The organism is Leisingera sp. NJS201, assembly GCF_004535885.1.
Lineage (GTDB): Bacteria > Pseudomonadota > Alphaproteobacteria > Rhodobacterales > Rhodobacteraceae > Leisingera.
In genome coordinates this window covers 1,383,904-1,399,624 of the sequence record NZ_CP038234.1, presented here as the reverse complement: position 1 = coordinate 1,399,624, position 15,721 = coordinate 1,383,904, and the positions used below count along the sequence as shown (strand labels likewise).

Below are 15,721 nucleotides of genomic sequence, written 5' to 3'. Positions count from 1 at the left end.
TTTCAAAAATTCTTGGCAAAAGTTTTTGAAAACTTTTGCGCTGCTCTCTCATCGGTACGGCGCGTCGATTTCCAGGTTGCGGGCAATCTCGGCTTCCCAGCGTTCACCGTTGGCCAGCAGCTTGTCCTTATCGTAGAACAGCTCCTCGCGGGTTTCGGTGGCGAACTCAAAGTTCGGGCCTTCGACGATGGCATCCACCGGGCAGGCTTCCTGGCAGAAGCCGCAGTAGATGCATTTGGTCATGTCGATGTCGTACCGCGTGGTGCGGCGGCTGCCATCCTCGCGCGGTTCCGCGTCGATGGTGATCGCCTGCGCGGGGCAGACCGCCTCGCACAGCTTGCAGGCAATACAGCGCTCTTCGCCGTTCGGATAGCGGCGCAGCGCGTGCTCGCCGCGGAAGCGGGGTGACAGCGGGCCCTTCTCATGCGGGTAGTTCAGGGTGGCCTTGGGGGCGAAGAAATACTTCATCCCCAGTTTGAAGCCGACCCAGAAATCCTGCAGCAGGAAGTATTTGGCGGCGCGGGTGTAGTCGATTTGGGTCATTGCGGAGCCATTTCGTCATCAAGCCGGGTTGCGCCGGCGTTTCCGTGGCTGTGCCACTTGGTTTCATAGTCGCTTTGCAGAACCAGGTCTTTCATCACTGAATCCTTGGTCTTTTCGATCTCGTAGTAGAGGTACATGCGCCCCTCCGGTATCTTGCCCTTAAGCCGCATCCGTTTGCCGGTCTCTGCGGGGTCCTGGAATTCGATATGGTAGTCGCCGCCGCGCGGCCGTTTGTGGATGCCGCGGCAATCATGCACCGTGCAGCCGCAGTTGCGTCCCCAAAACGTCCAGACCAGTTCCGGATTGAACTGGTAGATGCCATGCGCGGGCCAGCCGTTGAACCCGTTGGCGGAAATAAACCGCCCGCCCGGTTTCAGCATCCGGAATACGGTTTCCAGCGCCATCGGCACATTAAAGACATGCTCAATCGTACCGCCGTCAAAGATCAGATCGAACTGCCCTTCCAGCTCGGCAGCCACCGGGCGGTTCAGGTCATGGAGGATCGTCGCACCCTCATAATCCGAAAAGTCCATCGTCTCCATGTCGCCAAACCCCAGCTTCCGCATCAGGGTTTCGCAATAACCGTCCTCCTGCAGCAGTTCCGTATGGGTCAGATCGAGCCCCTTCTTGCGCAGGATCCGGTCAAACTTGTGTTTGATATGATCCTCCACCTGGAAGGAATGGCGCCCAAGCATGAGCGTCCGGCCTTCCGGCTGGAAGCGGGCCGACAAGTCGGCCAGCCGTTCGAAGAGCTCGATATCGACGCCCATCGCTGTTTAGCCCCCCACGGTCCAGCGGGCGAAGATGCCCCAGAACCAGTCGAATTTTGCGGCAAAGGACACGAAGACCACCCAGGCCAGCGAGAACGGCAGGAACACTTTCCAGCCCAGGCGCATCAGCTGGTCGTAGCGGTAGCGCGGGGTGATCGCCTTGACCATCGCGAAGAGGAAGAAGAAGAATGCCATCTTGGCAACCATCCACAGCACGCCGTCGGGCAAGCCGGGGATCGGCGACAGCCAGCCGCCGAAGAACAAGAGCGACGTCAGTGCGCACATCAGGAAGATGGCGATGTATTCACCGGCCATGAACAGAAGGAAAGGCGTTGCCGAGTATTCCACTTGGTAACCCGCAACCAGTTCCGATTCCGCTTCCGGCAGGTCGAACGGCGGGCGGTTAGTTTCTGCCAGCGCCGAGATGAAGAACAGGAAGACCATCGGGAAATGCGGGATCCAGTACCAGTTCAAGAGGCCCAGATCGCCGTCCTGCGCCCGCACGATGTCGCCAAAGTTCATCGAACCGGTGGAGATGATGATGCCGATGATGATCAGCCCCAGCGATACTTCGTAAGAAATCATCTGTGCGGCAGAGCGAAGGCTGCCTAGGAACGGGTATTTCGAGTTCGAGGCCCAGCCGCCCATGATCACGCCGTAGACCTCAAGGCTGGAGACCGCAAAGACATAAAGAATGGCGACGTTGATGTCGCTGAGCACCCAGCCGTCGTTGAACGGGATCACCGCCCAGGCGATCATCGCCAGCACAAAAGACGTCAGCGGTGCCAGGATAAAGACCGGGCGGTCGGCGCCGGCCGGGATCACCACTTCCTTGACCACATATTTCAGCGCGTCGGCTACCGATTGCAGCAGGCCGAAGACGCCCACCACGTTCGGTCCCCGGCGCATCTGGACCGCGGCCCAGATCTTGCGGTCCCCGTATACAAGGAACAGGAGCGAGATCATCACAAAGGCAACAACTGCAAGCACTTGCGCCAGGATCAGAACAGCGATGCCGCCTGGAGTGTTAAAGAAATCAGCCATAGGTCCTCACACCGTCGGTATTCCGTTTGCCGCGCAATCCGCAACCACGACTTCAGCGTCGATGGTGCGCAGCCCGCGCGGCAGAGAGGGCGAAATCAGATAGACCGCATCAGCGGTCCGGCTGCCCCCTGCCTGTTTCATTGTTGTGCGCACATGGCGTGCAAACCCGTAGTCCCGGATCAGCGCATATTGCGCGGCGGCACATTCCGCATAGTTGTCGAGGTCTTCCTGCACGGTTGCGCCGCGCATGGAGACGTGAAATTGCACCAGATCGCCCTCCAGCAGACTGGTTTCCACCCCTTCATAGATCGGGGCGGGCCGCCCGCCTTCGCTGCCGGGCGCCATTGCACAGGCGGCCAGCAGAAAGGGCGTTATGAGGGCAAAGCGGATCATTCGGCAGCCAGTTTCCCGGTTTCGCGGGCTTTCACACCCGCCGACAGTTCCGCCATCAGCTGCGAGGCGCGGGCAATCGGGTTGGTCAGGTAGAAGTCCTTGACCGCAGGCAGAAAGTCAGCCTTGCCAAGCTTGTCCAGCTCCAGCGCGTCGCCTGTTTTCTCAGCCACTTCGTCGATCCTGGCCAGATGCGGCACCTCGGCCACCAGCGCTTGGCGCAGCTGCGCCAGAGAGTCATAGCCCAGCGTGGCATCAACTTCGGCGCTGAGGGCGCGCAGGATGGCCCAGTTTTCCTTGGCTTCACCCGGTGCGAATGCTGCCCGCATCGCAAGCTGCGGACGGCCTTCAGTGTTTACGAACAACCCGTTTTCTTCGGTATAGGCAGCGCCCGGCAGGATCACGTCAGCGCGATGTGCGCCGCGGTCGCCATGGGAGCCCTGGTAGATCACAAAGGCGCCCCCGCTTTCAGACCTGTCGATTTCGACCTCATCCGCACCCAGGTTATAGATCACCTCGGCGCCGTCGATGGCTGCTTCCATGCCGCCTTCGGTGACGGCCCCCACATCCATTGCCCCCACACGGGACGCAGCGGTGTGCAGGATCAGCAGCTTGCCGTTGGTGCGTTCGGCCGCATGCATGGCATGAGCCAGAACGGCAAGCCCGTCTGCTTCACGCAAAGCGCCGGCGCCCACGACAATTACCGACGGCTTTTCCAGGATGTCAGTGAATTCGTGCTTTTCCAGACCGGCAAGCGCGTCGCGCCCTGCCCCCATCTGGAACACGTCATAGGTCAGATCCGCCGGCTGGCCGATATTGCCGATCTTCGCGCCGTTCAGCCAGGCCTTGCGGATGCGCGCATTCAGCACCGGGGCCTCATCACGCGGGTTGGTGCCGACCAACAGAATGTATTCGGCGCTGTCGATGTCTTCGATGGCCGCGGTGCCGGCATAACCCGCCCGGTTGCCTATGGGCAGGCGGGCGTTGTCCGTGCGGCATTCCACTTTGCCGCCCAGGCCTTCGACCAGCTGTTTCAGAGCAAAGGCGGCTTCAACCGGTGCCAAATCGCCGATCAGACCTGCAACATTCTTGCCCTTCATGGCTTTGGCTGCGGCAGCAAGCGCTTCCGGCCAGGAGGCAGGTTTAAGCTTGCCGTCCACACGCACATAAGGGCGGTCAAGGCGCTGGCGGCGCAACCCGTCCCAGACAAAACGCGTCTTGTCGCTGATCCACTCCTCGTTCACACCGTCGTGGTTGCGCGGCAGGATACGCATCACTTCACGGCCCTTGGTGTCCACGCGGATGTTCGATCCCAGCGCGTCCATCACGTCGACGGTTTCGGTCTTGGTCAGCTCCCACGGACGAGCGGTGAAGGCATAAGGTTTCGACGTCAGCGCGCCGACCGGGCAAAGGTCGATGATATTGCCCTGCAGGTTCGATTGCAGCGTCTGGTTAAGGTAGGAGGTTATCTCTGCATCCTCGCCGCGCCCGGTCTGGCCCATCTGGGTGATGCCGGCCACTTCAGATGTAAAACGCACGCAACGGGTGCAGCTGATGCAGCGGGTCATAGCGGTGCCGACCAGCGGGCCAAGGTCCAGATCATCCACCGCGCGCTTGGCTTCCTTGAAGCGACTGGCAGAGATGCCATAGGCCATCGCCTGGTCCTGCAGGTCGCATTCGCCGCCCTGATCGCAGATCGGGCAGTCCAGCGGGTGGTTGATCAGCATGAATTCCATCACGCCTTCGCGGGCCTTCTTGACCATCGGCGAGTTGGTTTTCACCTGCGGCGCCTGTCCTTCCGGCCCGGGGCGCAGATCGCGCACCTGCATCGCGCAGGACGCGGCCGGCTTCGGCGGGCCGCCGACAACTTCAACAAGGCACATGCGGCAGTTGCCCGCAATCGACAGGCGCTCGTGGTAGCAGAAGCGCGGGATCTCGACACCGGCCTCCTCACAAGCCTGGATCAGGGTCATCGCCCCGTCCACCTCGATCTCGGTTCCGTCAATGTTGATCTTGCGGAGGTCAGACATGGTCTATTTCGCCCTCAGTAACACGCCGATCGCGCTGTTCTTTTCGATTTCCGCGCGGCCATAGGCGCAGAAGGTTTCCGGTTGTTCGTAAAAGACGCCGTTTTGCGCCAGCAGACGCTCGCCCTTGGCACGCATACGGGCCTTTTCAGCATCCGAGTCGATGTAGGCCCGGATTTCCGTGTCCGTGTATCCCAGCTCATTCGCCCGCGCTTTGAGCCTGCGCAACTCGCCCAGCCCCTTGAAGTAGCGCGGCGCAAGGCGGTCGCAGTGGTCCGAGACCTCCTTGGCCATGGCCACCGCAAACAGGGGGTCTTCGATTTCGGCAACATCGCGCAGCGACGGTTTGGCCAGTGCCGAAACCGGCAGGGCAACAAAGGCAGACAGGGCAACAGCAATCAGGGCACGCATGGCAAAGAACTCCTTCAGTTTGAAGCTCCCACTGCTCAAGCGCGCGGCGCTGCTATTCAATAGCAGCCGGACCGGCCAGCCCTGATATGCCGGAAATCCGCTCACGGTGTGCAGGTTCCCTGGAAAACGGCCTTGCCGTCGGTCAGTGTCAGTTGCGTATCCTGATCGGCAGGGTCCACCGCCCAATTGATTTTGGAAGAACCATAGTTCACAACGCAATAGGTGGTCCCGGCGTGGGCCGCAGCCGCGCGCGCACCGGTGACAGAGCGGTCGGCGCCCTTGATTTCAATGGAGAAATCAGCGCGGTTCACCTTCTTGTCCACCGGCTTGGCCTTAGCCTTGAACGGGATGCCGTCATACAGCTCTCGGTTTTTGTTGGTGGTTGAGGAACCGCAGGCCGTGACCAGCGCCGCAACTGCCAAACAGGCCACCGGCAGGGCCATCCGGTATGTCGTTAGAATGCTCAAAATACTGCCACCAAAGTCAAAATTGCCAGGCCGCCCATACAGGACCAGCCAATCACGTAGAAAATCGAGCGCAACCCGCCATGCGGTTTGCCGCTGCCGCGCAGGTGGATAAGGATCATGATCACCCGCGACACCAGCACCAGCGAGGCCAGGAAGTTCACCCAGAACGGCGCCGCGCCCGCCAGGATCGCCGCCAATGTCACTGTCAGGAAGGCAGGCAGGGTTTCGCAGCCATTGAGGTAGCACCGGTTCAGACGGTAGGCCTTCTCGGCATAGTCCTCTTGCGGCGTGGCACCGGGCGCAAGGCCTGCCTTCTGCTTGGCCAACGCCGAAAACGGCGACAGCACCAGGATGATCAGGGTAAAGACCACCAGCGCGGCCAGAGCGTGGGAATATGCGTCAAAGGCTTCCATCAAGTTACTCCGCCGCCATCGCGCCCATACGGCCGGTCTTTTGGGCCTTGATGCGGTCTTCGATTTCCTCGCGGAAGTTCTTGATCAGGCCCTGGATCGGCCAGGCCGCCGCGTCGCCAAGGGCGCAGATGGTGTGGCCTTCGACCTGTTTGGTCACGTCCCACAGCATGTCGATCTCTTCCAGCTCGGCCTCGCCCTTTACCAGGCGGTCCATGACGCGCATCATCCAGCCGGTGCCTTCGCGGCACGGGGTGCATTGGCCGCAAGACTCGTGCTTGTAGAACTTGGCCAGGCGCCAGATCGCCTTGATGATGTCGGTCTGCTTGTCCATCACAATGACCGCCGCGGTGCCAAGGCCCGAGCCCAGCTCGCCGCGCAGGTAGTCGAAGTCCATGATTGCGTCGCGCATGTTCTCGCCGCGCACGCAAGGCACCGAGGAGCCGCCGGGGATCACTGCCAAGAGGTTGTCCCAGCCGCCGCGGATGCCGCCGCAGTGCTTTTCGATCAGTTCCTCGAATCCAATCGACATCGCCTCTTCAACCACACAGGGGTTTTTCACATGACCGGAGATCGCAAACAGCTTGGTGCCTGCGTTGTTCTGGCGGCCGAAGCCTGCGAACCAATCGGCACCGCGGCGCAGGATAGTCGGCACAACAGCAATGGATTCGACGTTGTTCACCGTGGTCGGACAGCCATAAAGACCCGCACCCGCCGGGAACGGCGGCTTCATCCGGGGCATGCCCTTCTTGCCCTCAAGGCTTTCAATCAGGGCAGTTTCCTCGCCGCAGATGTAGGCCCCTGCCCCGTGGTGCAGGAAGACGTCGAAGTCCCAGCCAGAGCCGGCCGCGTTCCTGCCCAGCAGGCCCTGATCATAGCATTCGTCGATCGCGGCCTGCAGCGCCTCGCGCTCGCGAATGTATTCGCCGCGTAGGTAGATGTAGCAGGTATGCGCGTTCATCGCGAAGGACGCGATCAGTGCGCCCTCGATCAGCGTATGCGGATCATGGCGCATGATTTCGCGGTCTTTGCAGGTACCAGGCTCGGACTCATCCGCGTTGATCACCAGAAAGGCCGGGCGGCCATCGCTTTCCTTGGGCATGAAGGACCACTTCAGACCGGTCGGGAAACCCGCACCGCCGCGGCCGCGCAGGCCGCTGTCTTTCATGGTCTGAATGATCCAGTCACGGCCCTTTTCAACGATGCCGGCGGTGCCATCCCAATGGCCGCGCGCCTTGGCGCCCGCCAGGTTACGTTCGTGCATCCCGTAAAGGTTGGTAAAGATCCGGTCCTGATCCTTCAGCATGTGTGCCTACCTTTGGTTTTCTTGTTCGTTGGCCCGGCGCATGCGCCAGAGTTGAAATATGTTGACCAGGGCATAGATCATGCCTGCCAGCGCGGCGAAGTCGAACAGCAAGGCATAGCGCCCCGGCAGCTCCAGCATGGGGCCGACGAACAGCGACACGGCGATCCACAGCAAAATGGTCCCGGCAATCACAAGCGCAATATGCCGGCCCTTTGCAGCGATAGCCTGGTCCTGTTCCTTGCTCATCTGTTCCCTATCACCCAAGCGCGGCCTTGCAGAGCCGCATCCCGATCAGTCGTCTTTGCCGTCGTCGTAAATGTGCTCTTCCTTGGCACGTCTGGCGAATTCGGTCTCGTCGCCCACCTGCAGCCGCTTAGCCTGTTCGATCCAGCCGTCCCGCTCGATCCGGCCCTTGAATTTGAGCCGCGCATCGACCCAAGACACCTCGGCCTCAGTCCAGTCGGCAATCTGGTCGAAATGGAAGAACCCCAGCTCGTTCAGGGTCTGCTCCAGCTTGGGGCCAACCCCTTTGAGCAGTTTCAGATCATCTGCCAGGCCGCCGCGGGCTTCCTTCAGGATTTCCGGCTGGGCTTCCTCGGGCTGGCTGTCCGCCGCAGGTTTTGCCGCCGCCCCTTCCGGAGAGGAAGGCTCAGCCGCGTCCGACTTTTTGGGGCCGCCTTGGCAGCCTCTTCCGCCTGTTTCGCGGCAGGTTTGGGCGTTTCCGGTGCTTTGGGCGGCGCATCTGCCGCGGCCCGGCCGGCAACAACGCCGTCCTTGCCGACCCAAGGGGTCAGCAGCGGCACTTCATCACCCTGGATACGCTTGACGCCGTCCTTGATGTCCATCGCCAGCTGCGCGCTTGCATTGTACTGGGTCTTGCCGCTGTCAAAGTCAGTCAGCGAGGTGAGGCCCGATTCAGGTTCAGCTGCGTACCGCCCGTTCTGAGGGCCCGGCGTCACCATTTTGCCTGCGGCCAGATTGTCCAGCAGCATAGTAAAGGTCTCAACCGTCAGGTCCTCGTAATAGTCCTTGCCGATCTGCGCCATCGGAGCGTTGGTGCAAGCGCCCAGGCACTCAACCTCTTCCCAGGAAAACTTGCCGTCCGCCGACAGGGTGTGCGGCTTTGCGGCGATTTTTTCCTTGCAGACCGCAACCAGGTCCTCAGCCCCGCAAATCATGCAGGACGTGGTGCCGCAGATCTGAATATTGGCAACAGACCCTGTGGGTTGCATCTGGAACATGAAGTAGAAAGAGGTGACTTCCAGCACCCGGATATAAGCCATGCCCAGCATATCGGCGATGGCCTCAATAGCGGGTTTGGTGACCCAGCCTTCCTGTTCTTGCGCACGCCACAAGAGCGGAATGACCGCCGAGGCTTGGCGGCCTTCGGGATATTTGGTGATCTGCGCTTCAGCCCAGGCCTGATTGGCCGGAGTGAAGGCAAAGCTGTCGGGTTGTTCGTGGTGGAGACGGCGCAGCATCAGATCACCTTTTGGTGGGTGTTGCCCGCACGGATGCCTCCGGCGGGAGTATTTTTAGAAAGATGAAACAGGGCGGGCAGGCTCAACGGTCGATCTCCCCGAACACGACGTCCATGGTGCCGATGATGGCCGCGACATCGGCCAGCTGGTGGCCGCCGGCCACGTGGTCCATCGCCTGCAGGTGCAGGAAACCCGGCGCGCGGATCTTGGAGCGGTAGGGTTTGTTGGACCCGTCCGCCACCAGATAGACGCCGAACTCGCCTTTGGGTGCCTCGACAGCGGCATAAACCTCGCCTGCGGGGACGTGGAAGCCTTCGGTGTAGAGCTTGAAATGGTGGATCAGGCTTTCCATCGAGGTCTTCATGTCGCCGCGCTTGGGCGGGGACAGCTTGCCGCGGGCTATCACGTCGCCAGTGGCTTCGCGCAGTTTGACAATTGCCTGGCGGATGATCGAGGTCGATTGGCGCATCTCTTCCATCCGGCAGAGGTAGCGGTCGTAGCAGTCGCCGTTCTTGCCAACGGGGATCTGGAACTCAAACTCGTCATAGCACTCATAGGGCTGCGCGCGGCGCAGGTCCCAGGCGAGGCCGGAACCGCGCACCATGACACCCGAGAAACCGTATTGCTGGATCTCTTCCTCGGTCACCACACCAATGTCGCAGTTGCGCTGCTTGAAGATGCGGTTTTCGGTCAGAAGACCGTCGATGTCGTCCAGCACCTTAGGGAATTCCAGCGCCCAGAGGTCGATATCGTCCAGCAGATCGTCCGGAATGTCCTGATGCACGCCGCCAGGGCGGAAATAGGCCGCGTGCAGGCGCGCACCGCAGGCGCGCTCGTAGAAGACCATCAGCTTTTCGCGTTCTTCAAAGCCCCACAGCGGCGGGGTCAGCGCGCCAACGTCCATTGCCTGTGTGGTGACATTCAGAAGGTGGTTCAGAACGCGGCCGATTTCCGAATAGAGCACCCGGATCAGCTGGCCGCGGCGGGGAACCTCGACACCGGTCAGTTTTTCGATGGCCAGGCACCAGGCATGTTCCTGGTTCATCGGCGCCACATAATCGAGGCGGTCGAAATACGGCAGGTTCTGCAGGTAGGTGCGGCTTTCCATCAGCTTCTCAGTACCGCGGTGCAAGAGGCCGATATGCGGATCGCAACGCTCGACAATTTCGCCGTCGAGTTCAAGCACCAGGCGCAAAACCCCATGCGCCGCAGGGTGCTGCGGGCCGAAGTTGATGTTGAAGTTGCGGATCTTCTGCTCGCCGCTCAGCGCATCAACGCTGCCGTCGTCAAATTTGGAGCCGTCCATCATTTCAGCCTCCTATCCGCCTTGTGCACCGAAACTACGCAATTTGAGTAATCTGAGGATTTTTTAAAAAAGGGCATCGCCACGCCCAGCATGGCCGCACAGCCCGCCAGCAAGGTTCCCACTTCGGCCAGAGGTTCAAACCACATCAGTTTGCACCCTCCTTCTTCTCGTCGCCGGGCAGGATGTATTCGGCACCTTCCCAGGGCGACATGAAATCAAACTGGCGGTATTCCTGCACCAGCTTCACCGGCTCGTAGACCACGCGTTTTTGCGCCTCGTCATAGCGCACTTCGGTATAGCCGGTGGTCGGGAAATCCTTGCGCAGCGGATAGCCGCGGAAGCCATAGTCGGTCAGGATCCGGCGCAGGTCCGGGTGGCCGGAGAACAGGATGCCGAACATGTCGTAGACTTCCCGCTCGAACCAGTTTGCCGAAGGGTGCACATCGACGATCGAGGGCACCATTTCATCTTCGCGCACCGCAGTGCGCAGGCGGATCCGCTGGTTCCGGTACATCGACAGGAAGTGATAGACGACATCGAACCTCTTGCCCCGTTCCGGGTAGTCCACCGCTGTAATATCCACCAGCGAGGAGAACTTACAGTTCTGGTCCGATTTCAGGAACTCCACCAGACCGGCGATATTCGAGGGCGTCACGTCAATGTTCAGCTCGCCAAAGGACACGTCCCAGGCCACCACGCAATCAGGGCGCTTGGCTTCGATCTGGGCGCCGAGTTCATTCAGTGCTTCAGTCATCTGCTCTCTCCCGCCTTAGCGAACAAGGGTGCCGGTGCGGCGGATTTTGCGCTGCAGCTGCATCAGCCCATACAGCAGCGCTTCAGCCGTCGGCGGGCAGCCGGGCACATAAACGTCAACCGGCACAACCCGGTCGCAGCCGCGCACGACGGAATAGCTGTAATGATAATAGCCGCCGCCATTGGCGCAGGATCCCATCGAAATCACATAGCGCGGCTCAGGCATCTGGTCATAGACCTTGCGCAGGGCCGGCGCCATCTTGTTGGTGAGGGTGCCCGCAACGATCATCACGTCCGACTGGCGCGGCGAGGCGCGCGGTGCGATACCAAAACGCTCGGCATCATAGCGCGGCATCGAGGTGTGCATCATTTCCACAGCACAGCAGGCCAGACCGAAGGTCATCCAGTGCAGCGAGCCGGTGCGCGCCCAATTGATGATGTCTTCTGCCGACGTCAGCAGGAAACCCTTGTCTTGCAATTCAGCATTCAGGGCCTGGGTGACAACTTCCTTGTCCACACCCGCGGTGTTGGCTCCGGTCATCACTGCCATTCCAGCGCCCCTTTCTTCCATTCATAGGCAAAGCCGATGGTCAGCACGCCCAGGAACACCATCATCGACCAGAACCCAGTGTCGCTGATGTCCTTAAAACCGACGGCCCAGGGAAACAGGAATGCGATTTCCAGGTCAAAAATGATGAAGAGAATCGACACCAGATAGAACCGGACGTCGAATTTCATACGGGCATCATCAAAGGCATTGAAGCCGCACTCATAAGCGCTGACCTTTTCCGGGTCCGGGTTGCGGACCGCCAGCACAACGGCTGCCAGGATAAGGACAATGCCCAATCCTGCCGCAACGGCCAGGAAAACCAGGATCGGCAGGTATTCCCTCAACATCTCTTCCAAGAGCAGCTCCTTTTCCCGGCGGTTTCCCGCGCGACGTCAATTGGCGTGTTGATTTGCCCTGTGCATACCCCCCGCCCCCACAGCGTCAACTAAAGCAAGGTTAATCTACAAGGGTTTGTGACAGGAAAAAGCACAGCCGCAACATGCGCGTAATTCCTTAGTTATTTCATAAGGAAAGCGGCCGCAGGGGAAACCGCGGCCGCCATCAAAACATGACTCATTTTTACCGGTATTTCAGCCCTGCCAGGCAGGTTTGCGCTTTTCAAAAAATGCGCTGATGCCCTCCTGCGCCTCGTCGCCTTCCCAACGCGCCACCAGCGCCTTGATTGTATGGTCAATCACAGCGTCATCAAGTTGCGGCCCCAAGTCGCGGGCCAGCTTCTTGGCGGCAGCGACGGCGCCCGGCGCACAGTTCAGATAAGGTGCGACCTCCGCCTCGATCGCCTCTGCCAGCTGATCTGCGGGCACGGTTTTGGCCAGCAGCCCCAGCTCCACTGCCTCTGCCGCGCCGAACAGACGGGCCGACATGAAGACACGCCTTGCTTTGGCTTCGCCCATGCGGGCAATGACATAAGGGCCGATGGTGGCGGGAATCAGTCCCAGTCTGGTCTCGGTCAGCCCCATCTTCAGATGGTCCGCGCCGATGGCAACGTCACAGACCGAGGCCATACCAACACCGCCGCCAAAGGCATTGCCTTGCACCGCGCCGATCACCGGCTTAGCCAGGGTGTTAAGCGCCATCAGCATCTCTGCCAGCACCCGCGCCTCGCGGCCACGGGTTTCGGCGTCCGCATCCATCTGATCCCGCATCCAGCCCAGATCGCCGCCGGCGCAAAAACTCTTGCCTGCACCGGTCAGCACCACAACACGGACGGTCTCATCTTCGTTCAGCCGCCGGGCCGCCAGAATCAACTCCTGCAGCATCTGGCCGGACATGGCGTTGTGTTTGTCCGGACGGTTCAGAGTAAGGGTGCAGACGCCACGGGCGTCAGTGTCCAGGGTGATTGTCTCAAACATCTTGCTTCTCCGCTGAATTCTATTGCAGGCCGCGCATCGAACGGGCCAGTGCCGCAGCCTTTTCCAGCACGTTACCGTCCAGCCCCGTGTCATAGCCCAACTCAGTCAGGCGCTTGTGCACCGCTTCCGTCGCCACGTTGCCCGCAGCCCCCGGCGCGTAAGGACAGCCGCCCAGACCGCCCACGGCAGCATCAAACACCCGCACGCCCTGCGCCAGCGAGACCTCGATATTGTCCAGCGCCCGGCCCGCGGTGTCGTGGTAATGCCCCGCAAGCCTGGCCGCAGGCACCCGTGCGGTGACGGCGCTCAGCATCGCGGTGATCGCCTCCGGAGTACCCTGCCCGATGGTGTCGCCCAGCGAGACCTCATAGCAACCGAGGGCGTACAGCCGTTCGGCCACCTCCGCCACTTTCTCCGGCGGTGTTGCTCCGTCAAAAGGACAGTCGGTCACGCAGGAGACATAGCCCCGCACCGGCAGCCCGTTCTCCTTGGCAGCCTCCAAAACGGGCAGAAAGCGTGTGATGCTTTCCTCGATTGTGGCGTTGATATTGGCCTTGGAGAACCCTTCGGAGGCGGAGGCAAAGACCGCGATTTCATCCGCCTTGGCAGCTACGGCATCCTCGTAACCGCGCATATTGGGTGTCAGTGCCGCATACCGCACGCCAGGCGCGCGGGTGATGCCAGCCAGCACCTCGGCGCTGCCCGCCATTTGCGGCACCCATTTGGGCGACACAAAGCTCGCCACCTCAATCCGCGAAAACCCGGCCCGGCTCAGGCAGTTTGTCAACGCGACCTTCTCCGCCACGGGGATTTCACGCTTTTCATTCTGCAGCCCGTCGCGCGGACCGACTTCGAAAATTTCGACACGCTCAGCCATCGCCGGGCCTCCTGCTTCTTTCTGGTCTCAAATACCCAATTCCGGACAGCCGCCGCAGGCGCACGGTCAGCCGCCTTCCTCTTCCAGCCGCACCAGCGCCGCGCCGGCCTCGACCTGGTCGCCAGCGTCGGCAAGCACCTCAGCCACCACACCGTCGCGGGCGGCCAGCAGCGAATGCTCCATCTTCATCGCCTCCAGAATGGCAAGCCTGTCACCTTCCGCCACCGGCTGGCCGGCTTTGGCAAATACGGCTTTGACCAGCCCCGGCATCGGCGCCTCAACCACGTTGCTGTCGCCGCCTGCAGCCGCATCACGATCCAGCGGATCCACAACGGCAAATTCCAGGCCGTAAGCGTCAAACACCGTGATCAGCGGGCCGGCCTGCGAGGTTACGGGCATCCGGCGCCCCTCAATGCGCCAATGGCCCTGGCTGCGCTCGGCCAGCACGGTTTCGCCATTCACCGTCCACAGCTGCCGGTCCGGCCCGTCCACCTGCACGTCAGCTGTGAACTCCTCCTCCAAATGGCTGAGCGTGATGGCGCGGTGCAGCGGCGCCCAAAGCGTGAAACCGGTTTCCTGCACGGCTTCCACCAGACCAAGTGCCACCATACCAGCGGCCGCTTTGTGGCGCAGCTCAGTCTTCGGCGCAGCCACCAATGCCTCCAGATCGCGGGCGATCAGGCCGGTGTCGACGTCGCCCTGCGCAAACCCTTCGTGCGCTGCCAGCGCGCCGAGAAAAGCAAGGTTGGTGACGGTGCCGCCCACCTGGGTTTCTTCCAACGCACGGGCCAAACGGGACAGCGCCACCTTACGGGTGGAGCCATGCACGATCACCTTGGCAATCATCGGATCATACCAGGGGCTGATGGCGTCGCCTGCCCGCACGCCGCTGTCAGCACGGGCCTCCGCCGGGAAAGACAAATGCGTCAGCGTGCCGGTTGCAGGCAGAAAGCCCTTTGGCACATCTTCCGCATAAAGCCGCGCTTCAAACGCGTGGCCGCTGATCGTCAGATCCTCCTGCCGGGCAGGCAGGCGCTCACCTGAGGCGACCCGCAACTGCCACTCCACCAGATCGACACCGGTGATCAGTTCGGTCACCGGATGCTCCACCTGCAGGCGGGTGTTCATTTCCATGAACCAGAAGCCGTCGGTGCGCAGGCCGTCCGAGCCATCGACGATGAATTCGACGGTGCCTGCCCCCCTGTAGCCGATCGCCTCAGCCGCGCGCACGCCGGCCCGCCCCATTGCCTCGCGCATCTCAGCCGTCATGCCCGGTGCGGGGGCCTCCTCGATCACTTTCTGGTGGCGGCGCTGCAGCGAACAGTCGCGTTCAAACAGATGCACCGCATGGGTGCCGTCGCCAAAGACCTGCACCTCAATATGACGCGGCTGCTGAATGTATTTCTCGATCAGCACATCCGGATTGCCGAAGGCCGTGGTGGCCTCACCCTGGGCGCTGTTCAGGGCATCTGCAAACTCCGCCGGGTTCTCGACCAGCCGCATGCCCTTGCCGCCGCCGCCGGCCACGGCCTTGATCAGCACCGGATACCCGATCTTGCCCGCTTCTTCCTGCAGGAAGCCCGCATCCTGATTGGCACCGTGATAGCCCGGCACCACTGGCACGCCGGCCTCTTCCATCAGCACCTTGGCGGCGTCCTTGAGGCCCATCTTGCGGATCGCGTCTGCGGACGGGCCGATGAAGGTGAGGCCCGCGGCCTCCACCGCCTCAACAAAGTCCGGATTTTCCGACAGGAAGCCATAACCGGGGTGGATCGCCTGGGCGCCGGTCGCCTTGGCCACGCGGATAATTTCCGCACCGCGCAGATAGCTGTCCGCAGGCGCCGGGCCGCCGATATGCACGGCCTCATCCGCCAGCGCCACATGTTTGGCGGCCGCATCGGCGTCTGAATAGACGGCCACGGTCCGCACTCCCATGGCGCGGGCACTTTCCATCACGCGGCAGGCAATCTCTCCGCGGTTGGCAATCAGAATCTTGTCAAACATGGGAGGTCC

Annotated in this window: 18 protein-coding genes and 1 pseudogene; all 19 read right to left on the bottom strand. The window is 61.4% G+C overall.

What is annotated here, in order from left to right; genetic code table 11:
* Positions 1–48: 48 nt before the first annotated feature.
* Positions 49–543: an NADH-quinone oxidoreductase subunit NuoI gene (gene nuoI / locus ETW23_RS06880; protein WP_129371390.1), complete on the bottom strand. Its 495-nt coding sequence runs from the start codon at positions 541–543 to the stop codon at positions 49–51.
* Positions 540–1,313, bottom strand: coding sequence for a methyltransferase domain-containing protein (locus ETW23_RS06875; protein ID WP_129371391.1), 774 nt, complete (start codon positions 1,311–1,313; stop codon positions 540–542). The genes nuoI and ETW23_RS06875 overlap by 4 nt, the downstream gene beginning before the upstream one ends.
* Before the next feature lie 6 nt (positions 1,314–1,319).
* The gene (gene nuoH, locus ETW23_RS06870; protein ID WP_129371392.1) at positions 1,320–2,357 is read right to left on the bottom strand and encodes an NADH-quinone oxidoreductase subunit NuoH; all 1,038 of its coding nucleotides are present in this window, start codon (positions 2,355–2,357) and stop codon (positions 1,320–1,322) included.
* A gap of 6 nt (positions 2,358–2,363) precedes the next feature.
* A complete protein-coding gene (locus tag ETW23_RS06865; RefSeq protein ID WP_129371393.1) occupies positions 2,364–2,750 on the bottom strand; it encodes a hypothetical protein in 387 nt (128 codons plus the stop codon).
* A complete protein-coding gene (gene nuoG, locus ETW23_RS06860) occupies positions 2,747–4,777 on the bottom strand; it encodes an NADH-quinone oxidoreductase subunit NuoG (RefSeq protein WP_134829541.1) in 2,031 nt (676 codons plus the stop codon). Before nuoG ends, ETW23_RS06865 begins: the two co-directional genes overlap by 4 nt.
* Positions 4,778–4,780: 3 nt before the next feature.
* Complete coding sequence (locus ETW23_RS06855; protein ID WP_134829540.1) at positions 4,781–5,185, bottom strand: DUF5333 domain-containing protein; 405 nt, start codon at positions 5,183–5,185, stop codon at positions 4,781–4,783.
* A gap of 101 nt (positions 5,186–5,286) precedes the next feature.
* On the bottom strand, positions 5,287–5,652 hold the full coding sequence (locus ETW23_RS06850) for a hypothetical protein (protein WP_247676726.1): 366 nt from the start codon (positions 5,650–5,652) through the stop codon (positions 5,287–5,289).
* Positions 5,649–6,065: an MAPEG family protein gene (locus tag ETW23_RS06845; RefSeq protein WP_134829539.1), complete on the bottom strand. Its 417-nt coding sequence runs from the start codon at positions 6,063–6,065 to the stop codon at positions 5,649–5,651. Before ETW23_RS06845 ends, ETW23_RS06850 begins: the two co-directional genes overlap by 4 nt.
* A gap of 4 nt (positions 6,066–6,069) precedes the next feature.
* Positions 6,070–7,368 (bottom strand): NADH-quinone oxidoreductase subunit NuoF, encoded by a 1,299-nt coding sequence (gene nuoF / locus ETW23_RS06840; RefSeq protein ID WP_129371397.1) that lies wholly within the window; start codon positions 7,366–7,368, stop codon positions 6,070–6,072.
* Positions 7,369–7,374: 6 nt separating this feature from the next.
* Positions 7,375–7,614, bottom strand: a complete 240-nt coding sequence (locus ETW23_RS06835; protein WP_134829538.1) for a DUF5337 domain-containing protein — start codon at positions 7,612–7,614, stop codon at positions 7,375–7,377.
* Positions 7,615–7,659: 45 nt separating this feature from the next.
* Positions 7,660–8,849: pseudogene (locus tag ETW23_RS06830) on the bottom strand (NADH-quinone oxidoreductase subunit E).
* Positions 8,850–8,931: 82 nt separating this feature from the next.
* Positions 8,932–10,155, bottom strand: a complete 1,224-nt coding sequence (locus ETW23_RS06825) for an NADH-quinone oxidoreductase subunit D (protein WP_205879963.1) — start codon at positions 10,153–10,155, stop codon at positions 8,932–8,934.
* Positions 10,155–10,301, bottom strand: a complete 147-nt coding sequence (locus ETW23_RS25080) for a hypothetical protein (protein WP_164982742.1) — start codon at positions 10,299–10,301, stop codon at positions 10,155–10,157. The genes ETW23_RS06825 and ETW23_RS25080 overlap by 1 nt, the downstream gene beginning before the upstream one ends.
* On the bottom strand, positions 10,301–10,909 hold the full coding sequence (locus ETW23_RS06820) for an NADH-quinone oxidoreductase subunit C (RefSeq protein ID WP_129371401.1): 609 nt from the start codon (positions 10,907–10,909) through the stop codon (positions 10,301–10,303). Before ETW23_RS06820 ends, ETW23_RS25080 begins: the two co-directional genes overlap by 1 nt.
* A gap of 15 nt (positions 10,910–10,924) precedes the next feature.
* Complete coding sequence (locus ETW23_RS06815; protein WP_027258414.1) at positions 10,925–11,458, bottom strand: NADH-quinone oxidoreductase subunit B family protein; 534 nt, start codon at positions 11,456–11,458, stop codon at positions 10,925–10,927.
* Positions 11,449–11,814 (bottom strand): NADH-quinone oxidoreductase subunit A, encoded by a 366-nt coding sequence (locus ETW23_RS06810; protein WP_024090668.1) that lies wholly within the window; start codon positions 11,812–11,814, stop codon positions 11,449–11,451. Before ETW23_RS06810 ends, ETW23_RS06815 begins: the two co-directional genes overlap by 10 nt.
* A 234-nt stretch (positions 11,815–12,048) precedes the next feature.
* Entirely contained in the window at positions 12,049–12,831 is a 783-nt protein-coding gene (locus ETW23_RS06805) for a crotonase/enoyl-CoA hydratase family protein (RefSeq protein ID WP_134829536.1), read from the bottom strand.
* A gap of 19 nt (positions 12,832–12,850) precedes the next feature.
* Positions 12,851–13,708: a hydroxymethylglutaryl-CoA lyase gene (locus ETW23_RS06800; RefSeq protein ID WP_134829535.1), complete on the bottom strand. Its 858-nt coding sequence runs from the start codon at positions 13,706–13,708 to the stop codon at positions 12,851–12,853.
* Positions 13,709–13,774: 66 nt separating this feature from the next.
* A complete protein-coding gene (locus tag ETW23_RS06795; RefSeq protein ID WP_134829534.1) occupies positions 13,775–15,712 on the bottom strand; it encodes an acetyl/propionyl/methylcrotonyl-CoA carboxylase subunit alpha in 1,938 nt (645 codons plus the stop codon).
* Between the last annotated feature and the right edge of the window lie 9 nt (positions 15,713–15,721).

Coding starts and splice junctions, on each gene's coding strand:
- nuoI (WP_129371390.1), bottom strand. CDS start 543: ATGACCCAAATCGACTACACCCGCGCCGCCAAATACTTCCTGCTGCAG.
- ETW23_RS06875 (WP_129371391.1), bottom strand. CDS start 1,313: ATGGGCGTCGATATCGAGCTCTTCGAACGGCTGGCCGACTTGTCGGCC.
- nuoH (WP_129371392.1), bottom strand. CDS start 2,357: ATGGCTGATTTCTTTAACACTCCAGGCGGCATCGCTGTTCTGATCCTG.
- ETW23_RS06865 (WP_129371393.1), bottom strand. CDS start 2,750: ATGATCCGCTTTGCCCTCATAACGCCCTTTCTGCTGGCCGCCTGTGCA.
- nuoG (WP_134829541.1), bottom strand. CDS start 4,777: ATGTCTGACCTCCGCAAGATCAACATTGACGGAACCGAGATCGAGGTG.
- ETW23_RS06855 (WP_134829540.1), bottom strand. CDS start 5,185: ATGCGTGCCCTGATTGCTGTTGCCCTGTCTGCCTTTGTTGCCCTGCCG.
- ETW23_RS06845 (WP_134829539.1), bottom strand. CDS start 6,065: ATGGAAGCCTTTGACGCATATTCCCACGCTCTGGCCGCGCTGGTGGTC.
- nuoF (WP_129371397.1), bottom strand. CDS start 7,368: ATGCTGAAGGATCAGGACCGGATCTTTACCAACCTTTACGGGATGCAC.
- ETW23_RS06835 (WP_134829538.1), bottom strand. CDS start 7,614: ATGAGCAAGGAACAGGACCAGGCTATCGCTGCAAAGGGCCGGCATATT.
- ETW23_RS06825 (WP_205879963.1), bottom strand. CDS start 10,155: ATGGACGGCTCCAAATTTGACGACGGCAGCGTTGATGCGCTGAGCGGC.
- ETW23_RS25080 (WP_164982742.1), bottom strand. CDS start 10,301: ATGTGGTTTGAACCTCTGGCCGAAGTGGGAACCTTGCTGGCGGGCTGT.
- ETW23_RS06820 (WP_129371401.1), bottom strand. CDS start 10,909: ATGACTGAAGCACTGAATGAACTCGGCGCCCAGATCGAAGCCAAGCGC.
- ETW23_RS06815 (WP_027258414.1), bottom strand. CDS start 11,458: ATGGCAGTGATGACCGGAGCCAACACCGCGGGTGTGGACAAGGAAGTT.
- ETW23_RS06805 (WP_134829536.1), bottom strand. CDS start 12,831: ATGTTTGAGACAATCACCCTGGACACTGACGCCCGTGGCGTCTGCACC.
- ETW23_RS06800 (WP_134829535.1), bottom strand. CDS start 13,708: ATGGCTGAGCGTGTCGAAATTTTCGAAGTCGGTCCGCGCGACGGGCTG.
- ETW23_RS06795 (WP_134829534.1), bottom strand. CDS start 15,712: ATGTTTGACAAGATTCTGATTGCCAACCGCGGAGAGATTGCCTGCCGC.